The following is a 26379-nucleotide window of genomic DNA, read 5'->3' as shown; positions in this document are numbered from 1 at the left end:
TGTGCGTATGAACGCGCACACCTGGACGCAGAACCTGCGGGTGCGACCCGGCTTCCGCCTCGCCGACGTCGATCCCGACAGCAAGCCCGGCTACGACCACGGCAAGTCCCGCGGCACGGCCGACCTGGAGGCCGGTCTCGAACAGCTGAACACCCTGCAGGAGCGGCTGTTCGCCCAGAGCCGGGTGGGCGCCGCCCAGGATGCGGTGCTGCTCGTCCTGCAGGCGATGGACTCGGCGGGCAAGGGCGGCATCGTCCGCCATGTCGTCGGGGGCGTCGATCCCCAGGGCGTCGCACTCGCCGCATTCAAGGCGCCGACGGAGGAGGAGCGCCGGCACGACTTCCTGTGGCGCGTCGAGAAGCGGGTTCCGGAGCCCGGGTTCATCGGAGTCTTCGACCGCTCGCACTACGAGGACGTGCTCATCGGACGGGTGCGGCACCTCGCCGATCCCGCGGAGATCGAGCGGCGCTATGACGCGATCAACGCGTTCGAGGAGCGCGTCGCGGCCTCCGGCGTCCGCATCGTCAAGGTCATGCTGCACATCTCCCCGGAGGAGCAGAAGGCGCGGCTGATGGAACGCCTGGAACGCCCCGACAAGCACTGGAAGTACAACCCCGGCGACGTCGACGAGCGGATGCTGTGGCCCGAGTACATGGAGGCGTATCAGACCGTCTTCGACCGTACGTCCACGGAGGCCGCCCCCTGGTACGTCGTGCCCGCGAATGCGAAGTGGTATGCCCGGCTGGCCGTGCAGGAGCTGCTGCTCGCCGCCCTCGAGGACATCGATCCGCAGTGGCCGGTGGCCGACTTCGACGTCGAGGCCGAGAAGAAGCGCCTCGCCGCGAGCTGACCGCGCGGGGACTCAGGCCAGCGCGTCGACGAGCGGGCGGAACTTCACCCGCGTCTCGAGGAGTTCACTCTCGGGATCTGATCCGGCGACGATTCCGGCCCCGGCGTAGGCGGTGACCGCGATCGCGTCGTCCGTCGTCGTGAACTGCGCGCACCGCAGCGCGATGGCCCACTCGCCGTTGCCGTCCGCGTCGACCCAGCCGACCGGTCCGGCGTAGCGCCCGCGGTCGAACGGTTCGAGTTCCCGGATGGCGGTGATGGCCGTCGGTGTCGGGGTGCCGGCGACGGCGGCGGTCGGGTGGAGTGCGCGCACCAGATCGAGGGCCGACCGACCGTTCTCCAGCTCGCCCTCCACATCGGTCGCGAGGTGGAAGAGGTTCGGCAGCTTGAGGAGGAAGGGCTGCTCGCTCGCCGCCAGGGCCCTGGTGTACGGGCGGAGGGAGGCGAGCACGCTCTGCACGGCGTACTGGTGCTCGTCGAGGTCCTTGGTGCTGGAGGCGAGGTGCGCGGAGGCCGTGGTGTCGGCGTCGGCGTCGGCCCCGCGTCCGATCGTCCCGGCGAGCACGCGCGCGGTCACCGTGCGGTCCTGCACCGTGACGAGGGTCTCCGGGCTCGCGCCGATCAGCCCGTCCACGGCGAAGACCCAGGTGTCCGGGTACCCGGTGGCCAGCGCACGGACGAGGCGTCGCAGGTCGGAGCTGGCGGGGATGGTGCCCTGGAGGTCGCGGGCGAGGACGACCTTGCTGAGCTCGCCGTCCGCGATGCGGCCCAGCGCTCCGCGCACCGCGTCCTGGTAGCCCTGCGGGCTCTGCGCTCCGGGGCCGATGGTGCCCGCCCAGTGCGGTCCGTACTCCGCCGGCTCGACGTCACCCGGCGCGCGCTCGTCGTCGGACCGGCGGATACGGGTCTCCCAGAAGCGGTCGCCGTGGCGGCCGCGGATCCGCGAGGGGATCGTGAGCACGCTGTCGGCGTGCGAGTCCTCGTCGAAGGTGAAGGCCCCGAACGCGACGAGTCCGGTTCCCGGGAGTCGCAGCGGGTCGGAGACCTCGGCCGCCGCCGCGAGGCTCTCCCAGAGCGCCGCGAGGGTCTCGGCGCGGGTGCGCCCCTCCTCGGCCGACGGGCGGAGCTCGGCGAACGGCTCGCCCACCGCCACGATCCCGTCGCCGCGGCGGAACCACGCGAGGGGGCGGGCGGGGTCCGCATAGGAGAGGAGGTCTTCGACCGGGTCGATCTCTCGGGTCTCCACGATCAGGGGGGTGTGGTGCACAACTCCAGCATATTCCGCGGCCGTAGGGTGGGCGGATGAGCGATGCGCGACCCGCAGCCGGTGCCGAGATGATCTTCCAGTGGCGCAAGTGGGACGGGTCGCCGCACTGGCGCCACGAGTGCGTGTACCTCGGCGCCGATCGCTGGGGCGACTGGGTGGGGCAGCCCGCCGGATGGCACAGCGTCCGCCCGGGAGCCGAGTTCCACGCCGCCACGCCGAACGTCACCCTCGTCCCGCCGAGCGCCGACTTCGCGCTCACCGTCAATCGCCGGCATCCCCGCGGGATGCGTATCTACATCGACCTCGGGTGGGACGTGCGGTGGTCGGAGGACCCGCTGCTCGCGACCGGGATCGACATGGACCTCGACGTCGTCCGCGTGGAGGGCGAGCGCGGCACCTGGGTGGACGACCGTGACGAATGGGTGGAGCACAGCGCCCGCTACGGCTACCCGGCCGCCGTCATGCGCCATCTGGAGGAGCTGGCGCTCGACCTCGAGACGCGGGTCAGGGAACGCACGGCGCCGTTCGACGACGCCACGGCCGATCCCTGGCTGGACCGGCTCGAAGCGCTGGAGCTCGCGCCTAGACTGGACGCGTGACCGCGAACGACAAGAACCGCGCCGATCTCGGCAAGGACCCCGCCCGCGTCAGCGGCATGTTCGACCAGGTCGCCGCCGGATACGACCGCACGAACACCGCGATGACCTTCGGCAACGACGCGTTGTGGCGGGCCGCGACCACCCGCGCCGTCGCCCCGAAGCCGGGGGAGCGCATCCTCGATCTCGGCGCGGGAACGGCATCCTCCTCCGCCTGCCTCGCCCGCAGCGGGGCGCAGGTCGTCGCGGCGGACTTCTCGCCCGGCATGCTCGCCGAGGGCCGGCGCCGCCACGGCGCGATGCGCAACCTCTCCTTCGTGCAGGCGGACGCCACCGCCCTGCCGTTCGCGGACGACGAGTTCGACGCGGTGACGATGTCGTACGCGCTGCGCAACGTGAACGACCCGAAGAAGGCGCTGCGCGAGCTCTACCGGGTGACCAAGCCGGGCGGCCGCCTCGTCATCAACGAGTTCTCCACCCCGCCGGGGAAGCTCTTCCGCGGGGCCTACCGGTTCTACAACGCGCAGGTGCTCCCGCGCGTGGCCCGCGTCGCCGGCACCAACGGCGACGCCTACGACTATCTGAACGAGTCGATCCGCGACTGGCCTGACCAGAAGCGGCTGTCCGAATGGATCAGGGAGGCCGGCTGGCAGGAAGTCGCCTACCGCAACCTCACCTTCGGCATCGTGGCCCTGCACCGGGCGCGCAAGCCCGCGTGAGCACGGCGCGAACGGCGGCACCCGACGCAGGTAGGCTGGGAGCGTGACTTCGAGCCCCAGCGCCCCGGGTTCGCGACTCGCGAGCCGTCTCGGCTTCAGCGATCGCGTCTTCGTCGGTCCCGCCGCGCGTCGCATCGCCCGCACGATCGAGGACGGACTGGAGCTGGTCGAGACCGGGCTCGCGGACGACGTGCGCGTCGCCGATCCCCTCGCCGACGCCGCCAGCCGCTATCTGTACGAGGCCGGCGGCAAGCGCATCCGCCCCGTCCTCACGCTGCTCGCGGCCCAGCTCGGCGACGGCAACACCCGAGAGGTGATCGACGTCGCGAAGGCGCTGGAGATCACGCACCTCGGCTCGCTCTACCACGACGACGTCATGGACGGAGCCGACCGCCGCCGCGGTGTCCCCGCAGCGCAGACGGTGTGGGGCAACAACATCGCCATCCTCACCGGCGACATCCTCTTCTCGCGCGCCAGCCAGCTGATGTCGCGGCTCGGCGAGCGCGCCATCCGGCTCCAGGCCGACACGTTCGAGCGCCTCGTCCTCGGGCAGATGCACGAGACCCTCGGTCCGCAGCCGGATGACGACCCGATCGCGTTCTACATCCAGGTGCTCGCGGACAAGACCGGTTCGCTGATCGCGGCGGCCACCCAGGGCGGCGTGATCTTCTCGAACGCCCCCGCGGAGTACGAGGAGCCGCTGCGCGTCTACGGCGAGAAGATCGGCGTCGCCTTCCAGCTCCTCGACGACGTGATCGACCTGTCGGCCAAGCCCGAGGAGACCGGCAAGGTCCCCGGCACCGACCTGCGCGCGGGCGTCCCGACCATGCCCTACCTCCTGCTCAAGGCGGAGGGGGATGCGGCGGCGGCCGATCTCGCTGCCCGCATCGACGACGGCGTGGCCCTCATCGCCGACGGTGCCGACCCCGCGATCCTCGACGGACCGCTGGACGAACTCCGTGACCACGCCGTCACCCAGAAGACCCTCGAGCTCGCGCACGCGTGGACGCAGGAGGCGATCGACGCCCTCACGGCCCTGCCGCGCGGCACCGTGCGCGAAGCGCTCACCCGATTCGCCGAGACCCTCGCCGAGCGCTCCAGCTGACACCGCACGGGCCCTGGGCCCGGGTGACTGCCGCGACGGCACACGAAAGGACCTCCATGACCAAGCTGAGACTGGCCATCGTCGGCGCCGGCCCCGCGGGCATCTACGCCGCGGACATCCTGCTGAAGGCCGAGCGCAAGTTCGACGTCTCCATCGACCTGTTCGAGCAGCTCCCCGCCCCGTACGGACTCGTCCGGTACGGCGTCGCCCCTGATCACCCGCGCATCAAGGGCATCATCACCGCGCTGCGCGATGTGCTCGACCGCGGCGACATCCGCCTCTTCGGCAACGTCCGCTTCGGTGAGGACATCACGCTCGACGACCTCAAGAAGCACTACAACGCGGTCATCTTCGCCACCGGAGCGATCCGCGACACGTCGCTGGACATCCCCGGCATCGACGCGGTGGGCTCCTACGGCGCCGCCGACTACGTGAGCTGGTTCGATGGCCACCCCGACGTGCCGCGTGAGTGGCCGCTGGACGCCGCATCGGTGGCGGTCCTCGGCAACGGCAACGTCGCCCTCGACGTCTCCCGCATGCTCGCGAAGCATGCGGAGGACCTTCTCGTCACCGAGGTCCCGGAGAACGTGTACGAGGGACTCAAGGCGAGCGCCGTCACGGACGTGCACGTGTTCGGCCGCCGGGGCCCGGCCCAGGTGAAGTTCACGCCGCTGGAGCTCCGCGAGCTGGGGGAGCTGCGCGACGTCGACATGGTCGTCTACGACGAGGACTTCGACTACGACGAGGCCTCGAAGGACGCGGTCGCGAGCAACAAGCAGGTCATGGTCATCGACCGCATCCTGCAGTCGTGGCGCAAGCGCGACTCCGTCAACAACGCCGGCGGCACGGCCTCGCGTCGTCTGCACCTGCACTTCTGGGCGCGGCCGGTCGAGGTCCGCACCGACGAGAACGGCCGTGTCGCGGCTCTCGTGTACGAGCGCACCCAGCCGGACGGCCAGGGTGGTGCGGTCGGCACCGGGGAGCTGCGCGAGGTACCCGTGCAGGCGCTGTATCGCGCGATCGGCTACTTCGGCTCGCCGCTGCCCGGCGTCCCCTTCGACAAGAAGCACGGCGTCATCCCCAACCACGAGGGCCAGGTGCTCGCGAAGGACTCGAACGACCGCGTCCCCGGCGTGTACGCGACCGGCTGGATCAAGCGCGGCCCGGTCGGCCTCATCGGCCACACGAAGTCCGACGCCATGGAGACCGTCCGCCACCTCATCAACGACCAGGGCTCGTGGTGGCACCCGGAAGACCCGTCCGAGGAAGCCATCCCGGCGCTGCTCGCCGAGCGCGGCGTCGCCTGGACCGATCTGGACGGCTGGCACCGCCTCGACGAGCACGAGATCGGCCTCGGCGCCCCGCAGGAGCGGGCACGTGTGAAGGTCGTCCCGCGCGACGAGATGGTGCGCGTCTCGCGCGGCGAGTGAGTCGTCCCGGTGCCGGGAGCGCTCCCCGGCACCGGGTCCGCGCAGCCCTAGGCTGAGGCCATGCGACCTCGTGTACTTCTGGCCCTCGGCGCCGTGGCCGTGCTCCTGCTGTCCGGCTGTGCGCCCGAGCCCGAGGTGAAGCCCACCGGCACTCCGACGGCCGCCGCCACGGTCGCGCCCACTCCCGCGTCGGCGGAAGCGCCGACTCCGGCCTTCGACGTGGACTGCACCGATGTCGCCGACGCGATGTCGGGCTCCGCCGGCGAGGTCGAGGGTGAGGTGGCGGAGGTGCTGGGCGTGTGGTCGTCGCCGAGCTGGTATCCCGGTCCCGCGCAGCACATGTTCCAGCGGGCGGGCGGCATCGCCTGCTCGGCGGGGACGGCGGAGCACAACTGGGAGGTCACGATCCTCCCCGGTGCCGAGGAGACGATCACCGGCGCGGAGTCCCGCGGTGGATACTACGGTGAGGAGTCCCGCTGCGAGAGCGGCGGATACTGCTTCTTCCAGCTGGTCGACGGCGATGTCCTGGTCTCGGCGACCGTCGTGGACCCGGAGAAGGGGCCGGACGACACGGCGACGCTCGAGGAGGCCCTGCGCGGACTCGGCGCCGCAGCCGTGGCGTCGCTGCGGCAGGTGGATGTGCCGGAGAGCGCGGTCGAGGGCGTGGACTGCACGCGGTTCCTCACCGCGACGGAGCTCGCAGAGCAGGTCGACGCCGAGGTGCACGTGATCGACGCGTTCGGCGGGTGGTCCATCCCGGCCGAGGTCTACCAGGAGCGCAACGGTGCGCGGATCTGCTACTACGCCTCCGGGGACGACGAGTACGCCGCGCAGGGGTACATGATGCTCACCACGCTGCCCGGTGGCGCGTGGGCGTTCGACGAGCTCCAGGACGGAGAGGAGATCGCGATCGAGGGCGCGGATGCCGCCCGCGCCGGCGTCGATGCACTCCGCCGTCCGGTGCTCGATCTTCGCGTGGGTGCGGACTGGCTGCGTCTCACGACCTTCGACGGGTCGGGGATCGCCGACCTCGCGCCGATCGCGGCCACCATCGCGGACGACTTCGCCGTCGCCCGTCCCGGCGGTGAGTGACGTCGTGGGCTAGCCTGGGCGCGAGGGGAGGACGCATGGCCGAGTGGGTCCCGGATGTTCTCGGCGATGAGTTCGCCCAGCTCACCCTCGACCTCGGCAGCGACGAGCAGGGCCCGGTGGTGGCCACTCTCGTGCGGGCGCTGCCGACTCCGGTTCCGTGGTGGGAGCGCGCTCGGCGCCGACGCCCGTTGCTCGAGGGCGTGGACGTGCTCTACATCCACGGGTGGTCGGACTACTTCTTCCAGAAGCGGTTGGCCCGATTCTGGACCGCTCGTGGCGCCCGCTTCTTCGCCCTCGACCTGCGCAAGTACGGGCGCAGCCTGCGCGAGGGTCAGACCCCCGGTTACATCACCGACCTGTCCACCTACGACGAGGACATCGCCGCGGCACTGGACGCGATGGGGCGCGGCGAGGATGGCGAGGAGAGCGGGCGACGCCTGATCCTGCTCGGACACTCGACCGGCGGGCTGACGCTGAGCCTGTGGGCGTCGCGGCATCCCGGTGCGGCCGACGCCCTCATCCTGAACAGTCCGTGGCTCGAGTTCCAGTTCGCTCCCGTGCGGGCCGCGATCGCCCCGATGGTGGAGTTCCAGGCGCGGATCCGGCCGCTCGACGTCGCGCCGCAGGTCGATCTCGGCTACTACACGCGGGCGCAGCAGGAGGTGGCCGACCCGGACGATCCGATGGAGGTCAACACCACGTGGCGCCCGGTGCAGACGATGGCCGTCTACGCCGGGTGGCTCAATGCGATCCTCACCGGGCACAAGGCCGTCGCCGCCGGTCTGGACATCGCGGCGCCGGTCTGCGTCCTGCTGTCGAAGCGGTTCGTGGCGCCGACCCGGTGGTCGGAGGAGCTGACCTCCGCCGACTCCGTCCTCGTCGTCGACGACATCGCCCGCGCGGCCCTGCGGCTGGGTGCCACGGTCACCGTCGAACGGATCGACGGCGCCCTGCACGACGTGTTCCTGTCCCGGCACGACGCCCGGGAGGACGCGTACCGCCGCCTGCACCGCTGGGTCGTCGGCTGGCGCGCCGCTCAGACGTAGTACATCGCGCGTGCGAGACGCTCCGCCTCATCGCCGTCGCCGGTGCGCACCGCCTCGGCGAAATCCGCATAGACCTGTCGTATCCGCTCGCGGTCGCCGGCACGCACCACCCACCCGCGCAGGTTCCGGGTCACGGCGACGGCGACATCATCGATGAGCATCCGGTGCTGGCGGTTCCCGCTGTGGTCGGCGAGGTAGGCGAAGACGGCCCACCGCGCCCGCGCCGTGGACGCGCCGTCGGTGAGCGAGCCCTGCATCCGCGCGATGAGCTCCAGCGCCCGCTCGCGTTGGACGGCGCTCAGTCTCGGCACCGCCATCCGCGCCGTGATGCCGCCCTGGTAGCCGGCGAACTCCAGCGATTCGGCCATCACCTGAGGCGTGACCGTCGTCACCTCCGTGTACCGGCTCGGGTACATCGTCACCAGTCCCAGTCGCTCCAAACGCTGGAGCGCTTCGCGCACGGGCGTCCGCGAGACGTGGAGCTCGTCCGCCACGTCGACGTCCCGGATCCGGTCGCCTTCGGCGAACTCTCCCTCCGTGATCAGCCGCCCGATGTGGTGGAACACCTCATCCGCCAGCAGCTGCTTGTTCTCTCCGATGCTCTTCGACTCGATCTGCCCCATGGCCCAGCCCCCGGTCGTTCTTGGTCTGCCACCGGCGTCCACTCTCGGGTGGGAGGGGCGCGGCGGTCGCAGGATTGCCGTCCTGCCTCCTCGGGGGGCCGATCCGCGTGGGGGCGCGCAGCGGGCGGGGAGGCCTGTCATGAACCCGGGACCGGTCGGCGTGCGACGTCGGCAGATCCCAGGCCGACGCGAGCTTCGAGGGCCCGCGCCGCTCCCTCCCCTGAGTCGGCGTGGCATCCTCGAAGCGCATCCACCGCGGCGATCGGGTGTCGGGCGGGGATGGCGTCGGAGTCGTGACCAATCACGACCGCTTCCAGTCTCGACGAAGAACACCGATATCTCGGTATGCGTTGACCGGGGAAAAGATGCGTGAAACTTCCTGTCTAACTATTCGGATCTAAAGTACTTTTAGATCACTATTTAGTGATCTAAACTAATCGCATGGCCATGACACCCATCCCCGTGAAGCGCGCAGTGCGCACGATAGGGCAGAACCTCGCGATCCAGCGCAAGTTGCTGGGTCTTACCGCCAAGATGGTCGCTGAGCGGGCCGGAACTACTCCTCAGACGATCAGCCGGCTTGAGAACGGCGAAGGCACGACTCTCGAGGTAACGCTCCGAGTCATGCGCGTTCTCGGGCTCATGGATGCGGTCGTCGCGGCCAGTGATCCGTTCAATACCGAGCGGGGGCGCCTCATGGCGGATGAGAAGCTCCCCGAACGCGTACGGGTGCGCTCCGATGGTTGACGTCTACGATGTCACGACCGTTGTCAACGGGAGCGAGGTCCTTGCGGGCAAGATCTATCGCACTCGGGCCTCAGGCTCATTCGAGTATGACTCTGGATACCTGCGCATGCGGACGGCGTTCGAGTTGGCCCCCGCTCTGGGCCTGTTTCCTGGCGCCCAACCGCTCCTTCCCAACAATCCCTTCGGAGACTCGGCCCCCGACACCTGGGGTCGGAAGGTGCAGAATCGCGCAGCCGGCCGCCGGCTTGACGAGTTCTTGCGCCAGGCGCTGGGACGCCTCGGCCATCCAGATAGCATGCGTTCATGATGGAACCCCACTGGACCGCCCGGATGCGCGGAGATGTCGGGCACACCGCTGCGGAGCCCAGAATGAACGGCGTTCTCGAACAAGGCATGTGTCTCTCACGCGGGCTCGAGCAAGTTCTCAAGGATCGTGAGGTACAGTCATGACTGTACGATTCAATCTCGGAGGAGATCGTAGCTGCGCGGAATGTCGAAGGTGGGTGTACGCCGATGGGAGTGCTTTGACTATCGAGCAGGCAATCTCCAAAGACATTCCTCCGCAAGTTTACGCGTACCTCGACGAACTGAGTTCGTCAAATGACAGGAAAAAGCAAATTCGATTCGCCGGCATTCTTGTCCGATTCGAGGCTTTCAGTATCTACGGAGAACTGGAACCACCGCGCGAGCTGAACTACCTTCGCGGCAACCTCCAAGAAATTAAGACGCAACAAGATCGAGTTCTCTTTTATGAGGTGCCAGCTACAGCCAACCATAGGCGCGCTGTTCGTTTGACCAATGCGTGCGAGAAGCGAGTGAGTAAGACCTCGCGCGGCAAGCTCCCGCGAAAGCACTTGGAATTGGGTGAAGCAATTGAAAGGATTGACCGAGATGTCTAGGACGGAAGTCGAAAAGGCGGAGGCGATCGACCGATCGGTTCTATTGGCCGCGAGCCGCCTTCGTCTTCGTGCTCTGGCGTTGATCGATGGCGCAATGCGGGCAAGTAATGTGCAGAAGGCGACGCTCGCTGCGAGACTCGGCGTGCGCCGATCCGCCGTTCAGCACACTCTCAGCGGGAGCGGTAATGTGACTCTGCAGACGCTTGCAGAGTATCTCGGCGTGCTCGATCTTGAGGTAGAACTCGTGCCGGTGTATCGCGGTGAGGTGTCGGCGTCGATGCGCGAGCGTCGAGCGCCGACCATCTATCCGGTTACCATGCGCGATCACGACTGGCGCGCGGGTGCCGCCCATATTATGAGTGAGGCTAGGCGGCCAGGGAGCCAATTCGTGTGGGGCCGGAGTGACAAAGGTATCAAGCCGCCAGCAACGGCCGAGCAGACCAATGCCTCTGCACCGCAAGCGCACCGAGTCCCCCGAGGAGCGAAACAATGAATCAGCCGACAGTATCGGTTCGAATGTTCGACCTGTGCGATTCGGCGACGATCCGAAGCGGGCTGATAACCGCGGTCAATGCTGGTCACGGGCGCATTTCTCGCGAAGAGTATCCGAGTCCACTCGACGCCAGCATTGCGGTTTCGATTGAGATTGATGGCATTCAAGAATCGTTCGACGCTGTTGTCCGAATTGAGATCTTTGACGAGTCAGGGGTTGATTCGGGAATCAATCCGTTCACTACTGCGGTAAATATTCAGCCTGACCCCGCGAAGAAGTCCATTGAGTTCGACTCATATTTGCTTTCGCTGCCCATCGATTCGCACGAGCTTGAGATACCGCGCGCTGGAACATACCGAGTAGAGTTGTTCGTGAACGAGACGCGTCTGACCTATTTGAGATTCAAAGCGATCCAAGAAGAGGGCGCATAGCTCGGGCGCTCTCTTCGGCCAGAAGGCGTTGTCCGGTCGGGATGTCGTTGGCAGCCATGTTCGATTGTCGCTGGGCTCGTGGCAGGGCAGAGGGAAGGCGCCGGCGAGAGGCGCAGGCGAGAACCTGCAGGAGACTCCCACCGTTCGATGGCATGAAGGCGCCACACCAGTCGATCCTGACCGCAGCCAACCCAGGTCTACGTAGTCGCTGACCGACCGATGGGTTGCCCTACGAGCGCAACCTGTAAGGGTCTGCCCAGACGGGCTACAGAACAGGTGCGAGCGTGGGTGCGGTTCGAGCCAAAGCTATCCGACGAGACGCGAAGCTGGTTCGGTCGAGACCATTCGCGGTGCACTGGTGCCAGAGCCACGATCAGCCGGAGACCATCTATCGGCGGGATTGGGACGAAGCGCTAGCTAGCGGTTGGGTGACGCCTGCACACATCGCAGTCCGAGTGCGAGGCATCGTCCAGCACCATTACGGGGTGCATGACGGTGACCCGGTCGCTTAGGACGAAGAGGGCTTCGTCTCTGCGCTGACTGCAGACGGGGTCGATCTGGGCAACGGAGTGACACTCCGCGTGTTCTCTGGCGATCATGACCCGCCGCACGCTCACATCGAAATCCCCGGGCTATCGATGAAGCGACTCACCTTGAACCTGGTGACCTTCGAGATCGAACAAGATCTCCCAAAAGGCTGGTCTAAGAAGGGGCGCCGAGTCGAGCGGGAGGCCCGAAAGCGTATCAAATCGCTAACAGAGCTGTGGAACAAGAATCACGGGCCGACCGCAACGACGCTGGACGTCGCGGATTCCTCGCGGACTCCTGATGAGAAAACCCAGATCGGCCCGGGCAGTCAGCGGTAGTTGATGAACTGCAGATCGATGTCGAGGTCGCTGCCCTTGAGGAGCGCGATCACGGCCTGGAGGTCGTCGCGGCTCTTGGACTGCACGCGCAGCTCGTCGCCCTGGATCTGGCTCTTCACACCCTTGGGACCCTCATCGCGGATGATTTTGCCGATCTTCTTCGCGTTCTCGGAGGAGATGCCGTCCTTCAGGCTCGACAGGATGCGGAACTCCTTGCCGCTGGCGAAGGGCTCGCCCGAGTCGAGGCTCTTCAGCGAGATGCCGCGCTTGATGAGCTTGGACTGGAACACGTCGAGGACGGCGTTGGCGCGCTCCTCGGTGTTCGCGGTGATGAGGATCTGCTCGCCGCTCCAGGCGATCGAAGCGCCGGTCCCCTTGAAGTCGTAGCGCTGCTCCACCTCTTTGCGCGCCTGGTTCAGGGCGTTCTCGGCCTCCTGGCGATCCACTTTCGAGACGATGTCAAAGGAACTGTCAGCCATGACTCAACTGTATCCGCGGGGGTGCGGAAAGTCCCGTGGGCGGGCTCCCCGGGGCGCGCGCCGTCCCGGCGCCTAGACTTCATCGATGCCGATGTCCCCCTACGTCGAGGCGATCCGTGCGCGGATCGGACACGACTTCCTCCTGCTGCCCGGAGTCACCGCCGTCATCCGCGACGGCGAACGGTTCCTGCTGGCCCGGCACGCGCACTCCGGGGCGTGGAGTCTGCTCGGGGGCGGGGTGGAGCCCGGTGAAGAGCCCGCGGACGCGGTCGTCCGGGAAGTCCTCGAAGAGACGGGAGCGAGTCTGCGGATCACAGGGCTGATCGGTGCGTACGGTGGCGACCCGATGGCGGTGACCTATCCGAACGGCGACCAGGTCGGCTACGTCACGGTCGCCTACGAGTGCGAGCTGCTCAGCGACCCGGCACCGGACATGGACGAGATCGTCGAACTGGGCTGGTTCCCGCGAGAGGCCATCGCCGCCTTGCCGCGGCGTGACTGGATCGATCGCGTCATCCGCGATGCACCGCATCGTGCTGGCGGTGACACCGCGCGCTGATGCCCTCACCATCGGCTGATATGGAAGCGTTTTCATATCAGGAGAGTCTCGCCGCGCCGATCACGGGTTGATATCAACGCGCTCGCGGATTGTGATCGCCTTTCGAAACGATGCATACTGTAAGCGCTTGCAGTCTTGCAGGCGCTCAGCACTGAGAGAGGCACACACCAATGAAGGTGAACAAGAGGGGCATGGTCGCCGCGGGCGCCATCGCCATCGTTTCGGCTCTGACGCTCGCCGGCTGCTCGACCGGCTCCGGCGGCGACGACTCTTCCTCCGGTGGGGACAGCGGCGGCACGCTGACCGTCTGGGTCGACGCCGAGCGGGTCGACGCGCTGCAGGGCGCGGCGGACGCGTACAAGGAGAAGACCGGTGTCACGGTCAAGCTGGTGGGGAAGTCCGTCGACGATATGAAGGACGACTTCATCCAGCAGGTCCCGACCGGCAAGGGCCCCGACGTGGTCATGGGCGCTCACGACTGGCTCGGCGAGCTCTCGACCAACGGCGTCGTCGCGCCGATCGAGCTCGGCGACAGCTCCGAGGACTACCTCCCCGTCGCGCTCCAGGCGGCGACCTATGAGGGCACCGTCTACATGCTCCCGTACGCCGTCGAGAACATCGCGGTCCTGCGCAACGCCGACCTCGTCCCCGAGCCCGCGACGAGCTTCGACGACATGGTCTCGAAGGGCACCTTCGTGGTGGAGCAGGGCGCCGAGGGCAACCCGTACCACCTGTACCCGTTCCAGACCGCCTTCGGCGCTCCGGTCTTCGGCACCGACGACAGCGGCAGCTACGACCCGACCGACCTGCAGCTCGGCAGCGAGGGCGGCTTCGCCTTCGCCGACTGGCTGGGTGCGCAGGGCGCGGCCGGCACGCTGAACACCGACATCGACGGTGAGATCGCCAAGCAGCAGTTCCTCGACGGCACCGCTGCCTTCTGGCTGACCGGCCCGTGGAACGTGGGCGCAGCCACCGAGGCGGGCATCAACGTCGAGATCGATCCGATCCCGAGCCCGACGGGGGAGACGGCCTCGCCGTTCGCCGGCGTCAAGGGCTTCTTCGTGAGCGCCGAGTCGAAGAACAAGGTCGCGGCCAACGACTTCCTCGTCAACTACCTCGGCACGGAGGACGTGCAGCTGGAGCTGTTCAAGGCCGGCAACGTGCTCCCGGCCCTCACGGCTGCCGCAGACACCGCGGCGTCCGACCCGATCATCGCCGGCTTCCAGGCCGTCGGCGCCGACGCGGTCCCCATGCCGGCGATCCCCGCCATGGGCGCCGTCTGGCAGTTCTGGGGCGTGGCCGAGGCCGCCATCATCAACGGCGAGGACCCGCAGACGACGTGGCAGAAGCTCGTCGACGACGTGACCGCCGCGATCGAGTAACGGCCGACAAGATGACGACCCTGCCGGGGCGGGCCGACCGGCCCGCCCCGGCAGGACCATGACGAGGACGACATGACAGACACCGAAGAGCGCACCGCGCCTCCCACTCCTCGGCAGCGCCAGGCCGCGAAGATCGCCGAGGCGGCCTCCCGACCGATCGGGTGGATGCTGCTCAAGATCCTGTTGCTGGCGATCGTGGACGCGATCGCCGTCTACGCCGTGTTCGTGCTGCTCGTGCAGCACGAGTGGCTGGTCCTCGGCCTCGTCGTCGCGGTGACGGTCGTCGTCAACTACATCTACTTCTCCCGCAAGCGCATCGCGGCGAAGTACCTCACCCCCGGCATCATCTTCCTGGTCCTGTTCCAGGTCTTCACGCTCCTCTACACGGGCTACATCGGCTTCACGAACTACGGCACCGGCCACAACGGGAGCAAGGAGCAGGCGATCTCGTCGCTGCTCGCCTCCGCGCAGGAGCGCGTGGAGGACTCTCCGACGTACCCCGTCACGGTGGTCGAGCAGTTCGGCACCTACGGCCTCCTCGTCACGGATCCCGAGGATGGCGATGCGCTCCTCGGCACGGCGGAGCAGCCTCTCGCCGCGGTCGACGCGGAGTTCGAAGGCGGCAAGGCCGTCGCCGTGGACGGGTGGACCACGCTTCCGCTCGCCACCGTCTTCACCCTGTCGGAGGAGCTGGAGCAGCTCTCGGTCCCGTTCAGCGACGACCCTAACGATGGCAGCCTCCGTGCGCCCGATGGGCAGAACGGCTACCTCTACGTCTCGACGCTGACCTACGACGCCGCTGCCGACACGATCACGGACACCGCGACCGGCACCGTCTACAGCGACACCGGTGACGGTGCGTTCACCGCGGAGGACGGCGAGCAGCTGCTGCCCGGCTGGCAGACCACGGTCGGCTTCGACAACTTCGTCCGCGCGGTGACCGACGAGTCCATCCGCGGCCCGCTCATCTCCGTCACCGTCTGGACCTTCGTGTTCGCGCTGGTGTCCGTCGCGACGACCTTCTTCCTCGGCCTGCTGCTCGCGCTCGTCTTCAACAACACGCGGATGCGCTTCCGCAACGGCTACCGGATCATCCTCATCCTCCCGTACGCCTTCCCCGCGTTCCTCTCCGCGCTCGTCTGGGCCGGGATGATGAACGAGAGCTTCGGGTTCATCAACCAGGTGCTGTTCGGTGGCGCGGCCATCCCGTGGCTCACCGATCCGGTGCTGGCGAAGGTGTCCGTGCTCCTGGTGAACCTCTGGCTCGGCTTCCCGTACATGTTCCTCGTCTGCATGGGGGCGCTGCAGGGCATCCCGGACGACGTGAACGAGGCCGCCGTCATGGACGGCGCGAACGCGTGGCAGATCTTCCGCCGGATCAAGCTGCCGCTGCTGCTGGTGACCGTGGCACCGCTGCTGATCTCGTCGTTCGCGTTCAACTTCAACAACTTCAACCTGATCTACATGCTCACCAAGGGCGGCCCGCGCTTCAGCGATGTGTCGATCCCCGTCGGCCACACCGACATCCTCATCTCGATGGTCTACAAGGTGGCCTTCACCGGACAGACCCGCGACTACGGGCTCGCCTCCGCCTTCACGATCCTGATCTTCGTCGTGGTCGCGACGATCTCGATCATCAGCTTCCGCAAGACCAAGGCCCTCGAGGAGCTGAACTGACATGAGCACCGCCCCCAGCACCGCCACCGCCCCGCGCACCGCTCCGCCGCGTCGTTCGTTCGGCGCCTGGTTCGCCGACACCGGATGGCGTCACCTCGTCGCCATCGTGGTGAGCGCCTTCGCCCTCTTCCCGCTCCTGTACGTCGTGTCGGCCTCCCTCAATCCGAACGGCACGCTCACCGGGTCGAACCAGCTCTTCTCGGCCATCGGGATCGACAGCTACGTGCGCATCCTCAGCGACCCGCAGAATCCGTACGGGACGTGGTTCCTGAACACCCTGCTCATCGCGGTCGTGACGGGCGCGGTCACCGTCTTCATCGGAGCCTGCGCGGCATATGCCTTCTCCCGCATGCGGTTCGCGGGCCGCCGCGTGGGGCTCGTCACCATCGTCGTGGTGCAGATGTTCCCGCAGCTCCTCGCGGTCGTCGCGATCTTCCTGCTGATGTCGACACTGGGGGACTGGTTCCCGGCGATCGGGCTCAACACGCACACCGGGCTGATCCTCGTCTATCTCGGTGGCGCGCTCGGCGTGAACACCTACCTCATGTACGGCTTCTTCAACACGATCCCGAAGGAGATCGACGAGGCCGCCCGCATCGACGGCGCCGGGCACGCGCGGATCTTCTTCACGATCATCCTGCGCCTGGTCGCCCCGATCCTCGCGGTCGTCGGCCTGCTCTCCTTCATCGGCACGGTGAACGAATACGTGATCGCCAGCGTCATGCTCGTCGACGTGGACCAGCAGACCCTCGTCGTCGGTCTGACCAAGCTCGTGGCGAACCCCCGCTACGCCGACTGGTCGGCCTTCTCCGCCGGCGCGGTCATGGCCGCGATCCCGGTCATGGTGCTGTTCCTCTTCCTGCAGAAGTACATCGTCGGCGGTCTGACCGCCGGAGCGACCAAGGGCTGATCGAAGAACCGCTCCCCGCTATCCTGCGTCACATGCTACCTTGTGAGGCATGACAGCGGACGTCGGTGCGCAGATGCGCAAGGGGGTGGTCGAGTACTGCGTACTCGGCCTGCTCTCGCGCGAGCCCATGTACGGCTGGCAGCTGTCGGATGCACTCACCGGCGCCGGGCTGATCGCCAGTATCGGCACGCTGTATCCGCTCCTCGGGCGGTTGCGCGACAACGGCTGGGTGACGACGTTCGACCGGCCGTCGGAGAGCGGTCCGGTGCGCAAGTACTACCGGCTCACGGATGCCGGTATCGATCAGCTCGCGCGCTTCCGGGCGCAGTGGGCGCCGTTCGCCCGTGCCGTCACGGGCATGGTGGGGGAAGGATGACCATGACCGAGAAGACCGCAGCCGAGCTGCGTGACGACTACCTGGCCCGGCTGGACGCGGCGATGGGCGGACTTCCGCACGGCGTCGCGTCCGAGATCCGCGGCGGGATCGCAGAGGAGCTCGACGGGCTCGACGCGGTCGCAACCGCGGAGCGGATCGACCGCCTCGGAGACCCGCGGGGGATCGCGCGTGAGGCGGAGGACGAGGTGCCGACGGCACCGCCCGTCGTGTTCCCTGCGCCCACTCCCGCTCCGTCGGCACCGCGAACGCCGACGACCGCGACGCGGGGCTTCGCGATCGCGGCCGCGCTCACGCTGAGCTTCGGCGGGATCGTGGTGCCGATCGTCGGCTGGTTCGTGGGAGCGGTGCTCGTGAGCCTGAGCGCGATGTGGCGGACCTGGGAGAAGGCCGTCGCGATCCTGGTGCCCTTCGTCGCCACCGGTCTGTCCTTCCTGATCACCTCGACCATGACCGGCTTCTCCACCGGATCGGCGTCCGGCAGCTCGACCGGCGGCGAGACGATGCCGGAGGTGGTGAACCCGCTCGTGCCCTCCTTCGGGGAGTGGCACCTGCTCCTGCTGCTGGGGTTCCTGCTGGTCCCGGCTTCCGGGCTCTGGCTGCTGTGGCGGATGCGCGGTCGCGGCGTCCGCTGACCGAGGCCGCCGCGTCGCGGCGTTGCTCACGGCCTGCGCGGGGGCTCGGGCCTACGGTGGGATCATGGCACGGGTGGGTGGTCGGAACCTCGGGATGAGCTGGTTCGCCGGCATCGTGTGCGCGGGCATCGTCGCCGGGCTCGTCTGGCTCTCGCTGCCGATGGTGCCGATCCTCGCGCAGTTCGCCGGGGATGCGCTTCGCAACACCTTCCCGTGAACGGCATGGACCCGCGGAAGCACGCGTATGGCGACACGTCGGCACGCCTAAGGAAGCGTCGGGAGCCGCGGCGGTAATCTCGCACTGCACATCCCCGATGAGAGGCGCACCCCATGAGTGATCCCGAGGCTCGTCAGCCCGAGAAGTCGAACGACGTCGACGACGTCGTCGGCAGCGCGAACGCCGGTCTCGACGCCGCGGCGGTGGCCCGCGGAGATGTCCCCGGCCACGCCGACGACGCCCGTGCGGATGATTCCCGCGCCGCAGAGGCCACCGCGGCCTCCTCCGAGCCTGCGGCCGACCAGTCCGCGACGCGGCAGGAGCCCGCCGTCGACCCCGATCTCGCCGCCTTCGAGGCCGCCGAGCGAGACCACCCCGGCACCTTCAGCTCCGCCGCCCCGACGCCCTCGCGCACCGACGGCGACCGCTTCGACGCCGACCGCCGTGACGCGGACCTCCGCGACGCCGACCGCCGCGATGCGACCCCCGAGACCTCGCTGTACGCGACGCCGGAGACCTCGCTGTACTCCACGCCGAGCAGTCACGCGCACGAGGAGTCGGCCATGGCCGGCGCGGCCTACGCATCGCACGCCGACGACACCGACACCCGGATCGTGCCGTCCGAACCGCTCACGAACGGCGCGGCCGCCGCACCGCAGCAGCCGCAGCCGATCTTCGTGCAGGCACCGGAGCCGCCGCGCGAGCGCGGCAACCGCGGCACCGCCGGGGCCATCGGTCTGCTCGCCACCGTCGCCTTCGCGCTGCTCTACCTCGCCACCACGCTCGGCCTCGGCGCCCTGGCCGGCGACGTGAACGGGGAGAACATCGGCGAGGCGCTCGTCGCCCCGCTCCTCACGTGGGGGTTCTGGACCCCGGTGGTCGTGTTCTTCCTCGGCTTCTGGCTCCTGGGAGCCATCATCAACCGCGGCCGCTGGGGCCTGTGGGTGGTGTTCGGCATCGTGGTCGGGCTGATCGCCTACGCCGGACACATCCTGGGCCAGCTCTTCGAGGCGCCCTTCTGGAAGCTCACCGCGTCGCAGGGTCTCGAACTCGCGGGCGAGCAGCTGCTCGCCCCGCTGGCCATCGCGGCCTTCGTCTTCGCTCGCGAGCTCACCATCTGGTTCGGTGCCTGGGTGGCCCGCAGCGGTGCCCGCAAGACCGAGCTGAACGAGGAGGCGCAGCGCGAGTACGAGCGCACCCTCGAGGCCGGTCCCACCCTGTCGAGGTAATCACGAACACCACCACGCCGAACCCCCGCGGGCCCGAGTCCGCGGGGGTTTCGGCTGTCCTGGCGGCGGTGATGGCGACCATCGCCTTCTTCGCCCTCGCCGTCTTCGGTCTCGGCGCCCTGAGCGTCGCCACCGACCGCGACATCATCGACGTCCCGGGCCTGGGGCAGATCCCTGGAGTGTCCGGCATGGTCATGGCCGTCATCGTGTTCGCCCTCTCGCTGTGGGCGACGGTGCGGCGGGGACACGCCTCCTTCGGCTCCGCTCCCGTGATCGCGCTGCTCACGGCCCTCGTGCACGTGGTCACCGTCTGGATCGCCGTGCTCGTCGCGACGAGCGATGTGGTCGTGGCCACGGCCGTCGCCGGAGATCTCGTCCGCGGCGGCGCGAGCCTCGTGCTCCTCGCCGCCGCAGCGGTGGCCGCCTGGGGCGGGATAGCCCTCCGCCGAACGAGGTCTGCACGGCCGAGATGGCCGTGGGAGCGCGACGAGGGGGAGTGACACCCCGCAAATCCGCGCCGTGAGCGGCGACGCGCCGTACGCTGGTGGGGTGGAGCGCTCGTTGGAGGCGCAGGTCGACCAGGCCGTCGAGGCCTGGTTGCGCTGGGTGCCGCGCTGGGAGCCGGCGACCCACCGCGGAAGGACTGCGCCGTGCCGACGCTGTCTCGGCTCGCCCGTCCTCGCCGCCGCAGGCATCGCGGGCACCACGCCGCACGGCGTCCAGCATGGGCTGTCGACGCGCATCAAGACGATCGTCGACCACGCGGTCGCGGAGTACACCGCGCGGAACCTCCCGACCCTGCAGCGCGAGCTCGATCAGCAGGCCGCGCGCAACCGCGCCCGCAGCTACCGACCGACGGAGGACCTCGACCCCGAGTTCGAGGGCCTGCCCCTGGATCCGGAGCCCGTACCCGGCGCCCCCTTCCTCTTCACGATCGCCGGTCTCGCTGACGACTCCGCCGCCGAGTTGCCGCCGCTGCCCCCGCTGTCGGACGAGGCGAAGACCGCGCTGCGGCAGGAAGTCGCCTTGGCGGATGAGTACGCGAACCTCGTCGGGCGCGAGATCTGCGGGATCCTGCTCCGACACCGGATCACCATCCAGGCGGCGGTGTCGCGACATGTCGAGCCGCAGATCGAGGCGCTTCTCGCCGAGCTCACGGAGTCGCTGGACTCGCCGTTCGACCCCGACATCCCCTGACTTCGGGCGGCGCGGGGGAGTGCGACCGTCATTTGACCGTCAGGTTACGCGGCATTACACTTGATCAGGTGTGTGCACGTCCTGACGTGCGCGCTGGGCGTCGGCACCTCGCCGGTCCGCCCCCACGGCATACCCACCACACCAAAAGCTCGTCGGTTCCGGCGTGCCGGTGGGTCATGATGTGAAACCCATCACGCTGTCACCGTGCAGCACTATGAGGAGAGAACGTGCCAACCATTCAGCAGTTGGTTCGCAAGGGTCGCTCGCCCAAGGTCACCAAGACCAAGGCGCCCGCGCTCAAGGCGAACCCGCAGCAGGCCGGGGTCTGCACCCGCGTCTACACCACCACCCCGAAGAAGCCGAACTCGGCGATGCGCAAGGTCGCTCGTGTGAAGCTCCGCAACGGGACCGAGGTCACCGCGTACATCCCCGGTGAGGGCCACAACCTGCAGGAGCACTCCCTGGTGCTCGTCCGCGGCGGTCGTGTGAAGGACCTCCCCGGTGTGCGTTACAAGATCGTCCGTGGCGCTCTGGACACCCAGGCCGTCAAGAACCGTAAGCAGGCTCGTTCCCGCTACGGCGCGAAGAAGGGTTGAGTTAGATGCCTCGTAAGGGTCCCGCCCCCAAGCGCCCCGTCGTCAACGACCCGGTCTACGGCGCTCCGATCGTCACCTCGCTGGTGAACAAGATCCTCGTCGACGGCAAGAAGTCGCTGGCCGAGTCGATCGTCTACGGCGCCCTCCGCGGCGTCGAGGCGAAGAACGGCCAGGACGCCGTCGCCACCCTGAAGAAGGCGCTCGACAACGTGCGCCCCACGCTCGAGGTCCGCAGCCGCCGCGTCGGTGGCTCGACCTACCAGGTTCCGGTCGAGGTCAAGCCGCACCGCGCGAACACCCTCGCGCTGCGCTGGCTCGTGAGCTACGCCAAGGGTCGTCGTGAGAAGACGATGACCGAGCGTCTCCAGAACGAGATCCTGGACGCGTCGAACGGCCTGGGTGCCGCGGTCAAGCGCCGCGAGGACACCCACAAGATGGCCGAGTCGAACCGCGCGTTCGCTCACTACCGCTGGTAAACAGCTTCGCCCGCCCTTCGGCCACTCGCCGAGGGGCGGGCACCCCCTCTTCGCAGTACACCTGCTCCAAAAGATAAGGACACTCCTGTGGCACAAGACGTGCTCACGGACCTGAGCAAGGTCCGCAACATCGGCATCATGGCGCACATCGATGCCGGCAAGACCACGACGACCGAGCGCATCCTGTTCTACACGGGCGTCAACCACAAGCTCGGCGAGACGCACGACGGTGCGTCGACCACCGACTGGATGGAGCAGGAGAAGGAGCGCGGCATCACGATCACGTCTGCCGCCGTGACCTGCTTCTGGAACAAGAACCAGATCAACATCATCGACACCCCCGGTCACGTGGACTTCACGGTCGAGGTGGAGCGCTCGCTCCGCGTCCTCGACGGTGCGGTCGCCGTGTTCGACGGCAAGGAGGGCGTCGAGCCCCAGTCCGAGACCGTGTGGCGTCAGGCCGACAAGTACAACGTTCCCCGCATCTGCTTCGTCAACAAGATGGACAAGCTCGGCGCAGACTTCTACTTCACGGTCGACACGATCATCAACCGCCTCGGCGCCAAGCCGCTGGTGCTGCAGCTCCCGATCGGTGCCGAGAACGACTTCGTCGGCGTCATCGACCTCGTCGAGATGCGCGCTCTGGTGTGGCCCGGCGACGCCAAGGGTGACGTGACCATGGGCGCCTCCTACGAGGTGCAGGAGATCCCGGCCGACCTCAAGGACAAGGCCGAGGACTACCGCCAGCAGCTGCTGGAGACGGTCGCCGAGACCGACGAGGAGCTTCTCGAGAAGTTCTTCGGCGGCGAGGAGCTCACCGTCGCGGAGATCAAGGGCGCCATCCGCAAGATGGTCGTCGCCAGCGAGATCTACCCGGTCCTCTGCGGCTCCGCCTTCAAGAACCGCGGTGTGCAGCCGATGCTGGACGCCGTCGTCGACTACCTCCCGTCCCCGCTGGACGTGCCTGCCATCGAGGCGCACGACCCGAAGGACGAGGAGAAGATCATCGAGCGTCACCCCGACGCGAAGGACCCGTTCGCGGCCCTGGCCTTCAAGGTCGCCGTGCACCCGTTCTTCGGTCGTCTGACGTACGTGCGCGTCTACTCGGGCGAGCTCGAGTCGGGTGCGCAGGTCATCAACTCGACCAAGGGCAAGAAGGAGCGCATCGGGAAGATCTTCCAGATGCACGCCAACAAGGAGAACCCGGTCGACAAGCTGACCGCCGGCAACATCTACGCCGTCATCGGTCTGAAGGACACCACCACCGGTGACACCCTCGCCGACATCGCGCAGCCGGTCGTCCTCGAGTCGATGACGTTCCCGGAGCCGGTGATCGAGGTCGCCATCGAGCCGAAGACCAAGGCCGACCAGGAGAAGCTGGGTCTCGCGATCCAGAAGCTCGCTGAGGAGGACCCGACCTTCCGCACGGAGCTCAACCCGGAGACCGGTCAGACGACCATCAAGGGCATGGGTGAGCTGCACCTCGACATCCTCGTCGACCGCATGAAGCGCGAGTTCCGCGTCGAGGCGAACGTCGGCAAGCCGCAGGTCGCGTACCGCGAGACGATCCGCAAGGCCGTCGAGAAGCACGACTACACGCACAAGAAGCAGACCGGTGGATCGGGCCAGTTCGCCAAGATCCAGTTCAACATCGAGCCGCTCGAGCTCGACGGCGAGAAGACGTACGAGTTCGTGAACGCGGTCACCGGTGGCCGCATCCCGCGCGAGTACATCGGCTCGATCGACGCCGGTTTCCAGGACGCCATGAACGTCGGTGTCCTCGCGGGCTACCCGATGGTGGGCGTCAAGGCGACCATCGTCGACGGTGCAGCGCACGACGTCGACTCCTCGGAGATGGCGTTCAAGATCGCGGGCTCCATGGGCTTCAAGGAGGCCGCGCGTCGTGCCAACCCCGTGCTGCTCGAGCCGCTGATGGCCGTCGAGGTCCGTACTCCGGAGGAGTACATGGGCGACGTCATCGGCGACCTGAACTCGCGTCGTGGCCAGATCCAGTCGATGGAGGACGCCGCCGGCGTCAAGGTCGTGCGTGCCGCGGTGCCGCTATCCGAGATGTTCGGCTACATCGGCGACCTGCGCTCGAAGACCTCGGGCCGTGCCGTCTACTCCATGGAGTTCGACAGCTACGCCGAGGTCCCGCGCGCGGTGGCCGACGAGATCGTCCAGAAGGCCAAGGGCGAGTAATCGCTCTTCTGGGAGCCCTGGGTGCTGAGCCAGTCGAAGCACCCGGGGTTCCCAGGTCACCTACAACTTCACATTCCCTCTCTACTAAACTGAGAACCTAACCCGTAGAGAACCGGTCGCAAACCAGTGCCCGGCACCTCTACAACGACGTCCTGAGGAGGACCCAGTGGCTAAGGCCAAGTTCGAGCGGACCAAGCCGCACGTCAACATCGGAACGATCGGTCACGTCGACCACGGCAAGACCACGCTCTCCGCAGCGATCTCGAAGGTGCTTGCTGACAAGTACCCGTCCGACACGAACGTGCAGCGCGACTTCGCTTCCATCGACTCGGCGCCGGAAGAGCGCCAGCGCGGTATCACGATCAACATCTCGCACATCGAGTACGAGACCCCGAAGCGCCACTACGCCCACGTTGACGCCCCCGGCCACGCCGACTACGTCAAGAACATGATCACGGGTGCGGCGCAGATGGACGGCGCGATCCTCGTCGTCGCGGCCACCGACGGCCCGATGGCGCAGACGCGCGAGCACGTTCTGCTCGCCAAGCAGGTCGGCGTCCCCTACCTGCTCGTCGCGCTGAACAAGTCCGACGCGGTTGACGACGAGGAGATCCTGGAGCTCGTCGAGCTCGAGGTTCGCGAGCTGCTCTCGAGCCAGGGCTTCGACGGCGACAACGCTCCCGTCGTTCGCGTCTCCGCTCTCAAGGCCCTCGAGGGCGACGAGAAGTGGGTCGACGCGATCCTCGAGCTCATGCAGGCTGTCGACGACAGCGTTCCGGACCCGGAGCGTGACCGTGACAAGCCGTTCCTCATGCCCGTCGAGGACGTCTTCACGATCACCGGTCGTGGCACCGTCGTCACGGGTCGTGCCGAGCGTGGCACCCTGGCCATCAACTCCGAGGTCGAGATCGTGGGTCTGCGCCCGACGCAGAAGACGACCGTCACCGGTATCGAGATGTTCCACAAGCAGCTCGACGAGGCATGGGCCGGCGAGAACTGTGGTCTGCTCCTCCGCGGCACCAAGCGCGAGGACGTGGAGCGCGGCCAGGTCATCGTGAAGCCGGGTTCGGTCACGCCGCACACCAACTTCGAGGGCACGGCCTACATCCTGTCCAAGGACGAGGGTGGCCGCCACAACCCCTTCTACACGAACTACCGTCCGCAGTTCTACTTCCGCACCACGGACGTCACCGGCGTCATCTCGCTGCCCGAGGGCACCGAGATGGTCATGCCCGGCGACACCACCGACATGACGGTCGAGCTGATCCAGCCGATCGCCATGGAGGAGGGCCTCGGCTTCGCCATCCGTGAGGGTGGTCGTACGGTCGGCGCCGGTACGGTGACGAAGATCATCAAGTAAGCAGCCGCTTCCTCGCAGAGGGGTCGAGCCTTCGGGCTCGGCCCCTCTGTCGTTTTCCGGATCGAGGGTTCCGTCGCCCGGTTCCGCCCGGCACAATGAGGTGTCCGGTGCGATCGCCGGGCGCACACACCTCCGAAGGGGATTCACATGGGTATCGAGGACGCCGTCAACAAGGGCAAGGACCTGTACGAGCAGAACAAGGACAAGCTGGCGGAAGCGGTCAAGAGCGAGCAGGCCGAGGACATCAGCGACAAGGTGCTCGACGGCGTCGCCGACTTCGCGAAGAAGATCGCACCCGGCGCCGCCGACAAGATCGACGAGATCCGCGAGAGCGCTGACAAGAGCGTCGGCAACGAATAGAGCCCGACATCTCCGTGGAGAGCGGCGGTCCCGAGAGGGGTCGCCGCTCTTCCGTGTCGAGGGAACGCATCGCGCCCTCGGATGTGGCGGATTCTCGAAGACATCGAGTAGGATCGTCTCGACCGCCTGGGGATCTTGCGGTCGGGGTGCCGAAGGGGTTCGGCTCCCGAATCACGCGGGTTCGTCCGCGTTCACACTGGGGAAAGCGATCTTGGGGATCATCGTGCGACGCGCGCACTCTTTGCGCCTGAGCGTCTCCCCGCCTGCGCGGCGGGTCTTCCGCCGCGCCCTCGGTCGAGGCGTCTGGCGTCCCTTCACGCCGGATTCCTCGCGTTCGGTGTGCCCCCTCGCACCGGACGCCCTCCCCAAGCGGGGCGAGGCATGGGGATGCCTCGCCCCGCGCTCCTCCGCGAGCTGAGGTACCAGGGGAGGAGGCGTTCACGGGGAGTCCGGTGAGCGCGACACGCCCGGGTTTGCAGAAGTGAAATCCGCCGTGGCAGAATAGACAGGTTCGATATTCCGTCGCCGCTGTGCGTGCGCCGG

28 protein-coding genes are annotated in these 26379 nt (G+C 67.8%); 25 read left to right on the top strand and 3 right to left on the bottom strand.

Translation table 11 applies throughout. The features are described from left to right. Positions 1-7 precede the first annotated feature (7 nt). A complete protein-coding gene (locus BK819_RS09910) occupies positions 8-850 on the top strand; it encodes a polyphosphate kinase 2 family protein (RefSeq protein WP_071328970.1) in 843 nt (280 codons plus the stop codon). A 12-nt stretch (positions 851-862) separates the two neighbouring features. Here the strand turns inward: BK819_RS09910 and BK819_RS09905 are convergent, their stop codons facing one another. After that, positions 863-2116, bottom strand: coding sequence for an isochorismate synthase MenF (locus tag BK819_RS09905; RefSeq protein ID WP_071328969.1), 1254 nt, complete (start codon positions 2114-2116; stop codon positions 863-865). Positions 2117-2151: 35 nt separating this feature from the next. Between BK819_RS09905 and BK819_RS09900 the strand changes: the two genes are divergently transcribed. Genes BK819_RS09900 through BK819_RS09875 form a run of 6 tightly spaced genes read left to right on the top strand, consistent with a single transcriptional unit; the run spans position 2152 to position 8104 of the window. Beyond that, on the top strand, positions 2152-2715 hold the full coding sequence (locus BK819_RS09900) for a DUF402 domain-containing protein (RefSeq protein WP_071328968.1): 564 nt from the start codon (positions 2152-2154) through the stop codon (positions 2713-2715). A gap of 56 nt (positions 2716-2771) precedes the next feature. Further along, positions 2772-3431 (top strand): class I SAM-dependent methyltransferase, encoded by a 660-nt coding sequence (locus BK819_RS09895; protein ID WP_371259840.1) that lies wholly within the window; start codon positions 2772-2774, stop codon positions 3429-3431. 43 nt (positions 3432-3474) lie between these two features. Next, positions 3475-4536, top strand: a complete 1062-nt coding sequence (locus BK819_RS09890; RefSeq protein ID WP_062632900.1) for a polyprenyl synthetase family protein — start codon at positions 3475-3477, stop codon at positions 4534-4536. Between the two features lie 56 nt (positions 4537-4592). Next, positions 4593-5966 (top strand): FAD-dependent oxidoreductase, encoded by a 1374-nt coding sequence (locus BK819_RS09885; protein WP_071328966.1) that lies wholly within the window; start codon positions 4593-4595, stop codon positions 5964-5966. 60 nt (positions 5967-6026) lie between these two features. Next, positions 6027-7058, top strand: a complete 1032-nt coding sequence (locus BK819_RS09880; protein ID WP_071328965.1) for a hypothetical protein — start codon at positions 6027-6029, stop codon at positions 7056-7058. 35 nt (positions 7059-7093) lie between these two features. Further along, complete coding sequence (locus BK819_RS09875; protein WP_071328964.1) at positions 7094-8104, top strand: alpha/beta hydrolase; 1011 nt, start codon at positions 7094-7096, stop codon at positions 8102-8104. Here the strand turns inward: BK819_RS09875 and BK819_RS09870 are convergent. Then, positions 8095-8727 (bottom strand): GntR family transcriptional regulator, encoded by a 633-nt coding sequence (locus BK819_RS09870; RefSeq protein ID WP_071328963.1) that lies wholly within the window; start codon positions 8725-8727, stop codon positions 8095-8097. The genes BK819_RS09875 and BK819_RS09870 overlap by 10 nt on opposite strands. A 441-nt stretch (positions 8728-9168) precedes the next feature. Between BK819_RS09870 and BK819_RS09865 the strand changes: the two genes are divergently transcribed. From BK819_RS09865 to BK819_RS16535, 3 genes are all read left to right on the top strand, one after another. Then, a complete protein-coding gene (locus tag BK819_RS09865) occupies positions 9169-9474 on the top strand; it encodes a helix-turn-helix domain-containing protein (protein ID WP_071328962.1) in 306 nt (101 codons plus the stop codon). An 891-nt stretch (positions 9475-10365) separates the two neighbouring features. After that, positions 10366-10866, top strand: a complete 501-nt coding sequence (locus BK819_RS16540; protein WP_143049272.1) for a hypothetical protein — start codon at positions 10366-10368, stop codon at positions 10864-10866. Beyond that, positions 10863-11297: a hypothetical protein gene (locus tag BK819_RS16535; protein ID WP_143049271.1), complete on the top strand. Its 435-nt coding sequence runs from the start codon at positions 10863-10865 to the stop codon at positions 11295-11297. Before BK819_RS16540 ends, BK819_RS16535 begins: the two co-directional genes overlap by 4 nt. An 856-nt stretch (positions 11298-12153) precedes the next feature. On the opposite strand, the gene BK819_RS09850 is transcribed toward BK819_RS16535, so the two are convergent. Next, positions 12154-12642, bottom strand: coding sequence for a YajQ family cyclic di-GMP-binding protein (locus tag BK819_RS09850; protein WP_025102421.1), 489 nt, complete (start codon positions 12640-12642; stop codon positions 12154-12156). Between the two features lie 85 nt (positions 12643-12727). On the opposite strand from BK819_RS09850, the gene BK819_RS09845 reads away from it, so the two are divergent. The 15 genes from BK819_RS09845 to BK819_RS09780 all read left to right on the top strand — a co-directional run bounded on the left by BK819_RS09845 (position 12728) and on the right by BK819_RS09780 (position 25836). After that, positions 12728-13201, top strand: a complete 474-nt coding sequence (locus BK819_RS09845) for an NUDIX domain-containing protein (RefSeq protein WP_071328959.1) — start codon at positions 12728-12730, stop codon at positions 13199-13201. Between the two features lie 170 nt (positions 13202-13371). After that, the gene (locus BK819_RS09840) at positions 13372-14583 is read left to right on the top strand and encodes a maltose ABC transporter substrate-binding protein (RefSeq protein ID WP_071328958.1); all 1212 of its coding nucleotides are present in this window, start codon (positions 13372-13374) and stop codon (positions 14581-14583) included. Positions 14584-14655: 72 nt separating this feature from the next. Next, positions 14656-16260, top strand: a complete 1605-nt coding sequence (gene malF / locus BK819_RS09835; RefSeq protein WP_071328957.1) for a maltose ABC transporter permease MalF — start codon at positions 14656-14658, stop codon at positions 16258-16260. Between the two features lies 1 nt (position 16261). Then, positions 16262-17170 carry a sugar ABC transporter permease gene (locus BK819_RS09830; RefSeq protein ID WP_071328956.1) on the top strand — a complete coding sequence of 303 codons (909 nt, stop codon included), beginning with the start codon at positions 16262-16264 and terminating at the stop codon, positions 17168-17170. A gap of 49 nt (positions 17171-17219) precedes the next feature. Continuing rightward, positions 17220-17546 carry a PadR family transcriptional regulator gene (locus BK819_RS09825; protein WP_025102416.1) on the top strand — a complete coding sequence of 109 codons (327 nt, stop codon included), beginning with the start codon at positions 17220-17222 and terminating at the stop codon, positions 17544-17546. Between the two features lie 2 nt (positions 17547-17548). Beyond that, a complete protein-coding gene (locus tag BK819_RS09820) occupies positions 17549-18199 on the top strand; it encodes a hypothetical protein (protein WP_071328955.1) in 651 nt (216 codons plus the stop codon). A gap of 64 nt (positions 18200-18263) precedes the next feature. Further along, a complete protein-coding gene (locus tag BK819_RS16805) occupies positions 18264-18416 on the top strand; it encodes a hypothetical protein (protein WP_177173821.1) in 153 nt (50 codons plus the stop codon). Positions 18417-18529: 113 nt separating this feature from the next. Then, positions 18530-19645 (top strand): ABC transporter, encoded by a 1116-nt coding sequence (locus BK819_RS09815; protein WP_071328954.1) that lies wholly within the window; start codon positions 18530-18532, stop codon positions 19643-19645. Between the two features lie 71 nt (positions 19646-19716). Further along, positions 19717-20145 carry a hypothetical protein gene (locus tag BK819_RS09810; RefSeq protein ID WP_256209433.1) on the top strand — a complete coding sequence of 143 codons (429 nt, stop codon included), beginning with the start codon at positions 19717-19719 and terminating at the stop codon, positions 20143-20145. 49 nt (positions 20146-20194) lie between these two features. Then, positions 20195-20842, top strand: coding sequence for a spermidine/putrescine ABC transporter substrate-binding protein (locus BK819_RS09805; RefSeq protein WP_071329131.1), 648 nt, complete (start codon positions 20195-20197; stop codon positions 20840-20842). 227 nt (positions 20843-21069) lie between these two features. After that, a complete protein-coding gene (gene rpsL, locus BK819_RS09800; protein WP_018187369.1) occupies positions 21070-21438 on the top strand; it encodes a 30S ribosomal protein S12 in 369 nt (122 codons plus the stop codon). A 5-nt stretch (positions 21439-21443) separates the two neighbouring features. Then, positions 21444-21914, top strand: coding sequence for a 30S ribosomal protein S7 (gene rpsG, locus BK819_RS09795; RefSeq protein WP_017201608.1), 471 nt, complete (start codon positions 21444-21446; stop codon positions 21912-21914). Positions 21915-22001: 87 nt separating this feature from the next. Then, entirely contained in the window at positions 22002-24116 is a 2115-nt protein-coding gene (fusA, locus tag BK819_RS09790) for an elongation factor G (RefSeq protein ID WP_025102411.1), read from the top strand. 166 nt (positions 24117-24282) lie between these two features. Next, positions 24283-25476, top strand: coding sequence for an elongation factor Tu (gene tuf, locus BK819_RS09785; protein WP_025102410.1), 1194 nt, complete (start codon positions 24283-24285; stop codon positions 25474-25476). 147 nt (positions 25477-25623) lie between these two features. Then, positions 25624-25836, top strand: coding sequence for a hypothetical protein (locus BK819_RS09780; protein WP_071328953.1), 213 nt, complete (start codon positions 25624-25626; stop codon positions 25834-25836). The last annotated feature ends 543 nt before the right edge of the window (positions 25837-26379 follow it).

The sequence above is a fragment of the Microbacterium sp. LCT-H2 genome (genome assembly GCF_001866135.1).
Classification (GTDB): domain Bacteria; phylum Actinomycetota; class Actinomycetes; order Actinomycetales; family Microbacteriaceae; genus Microbacterium.
This window is presented reverse-complemented; position numbering and strand designations above follow the sequence as displayed.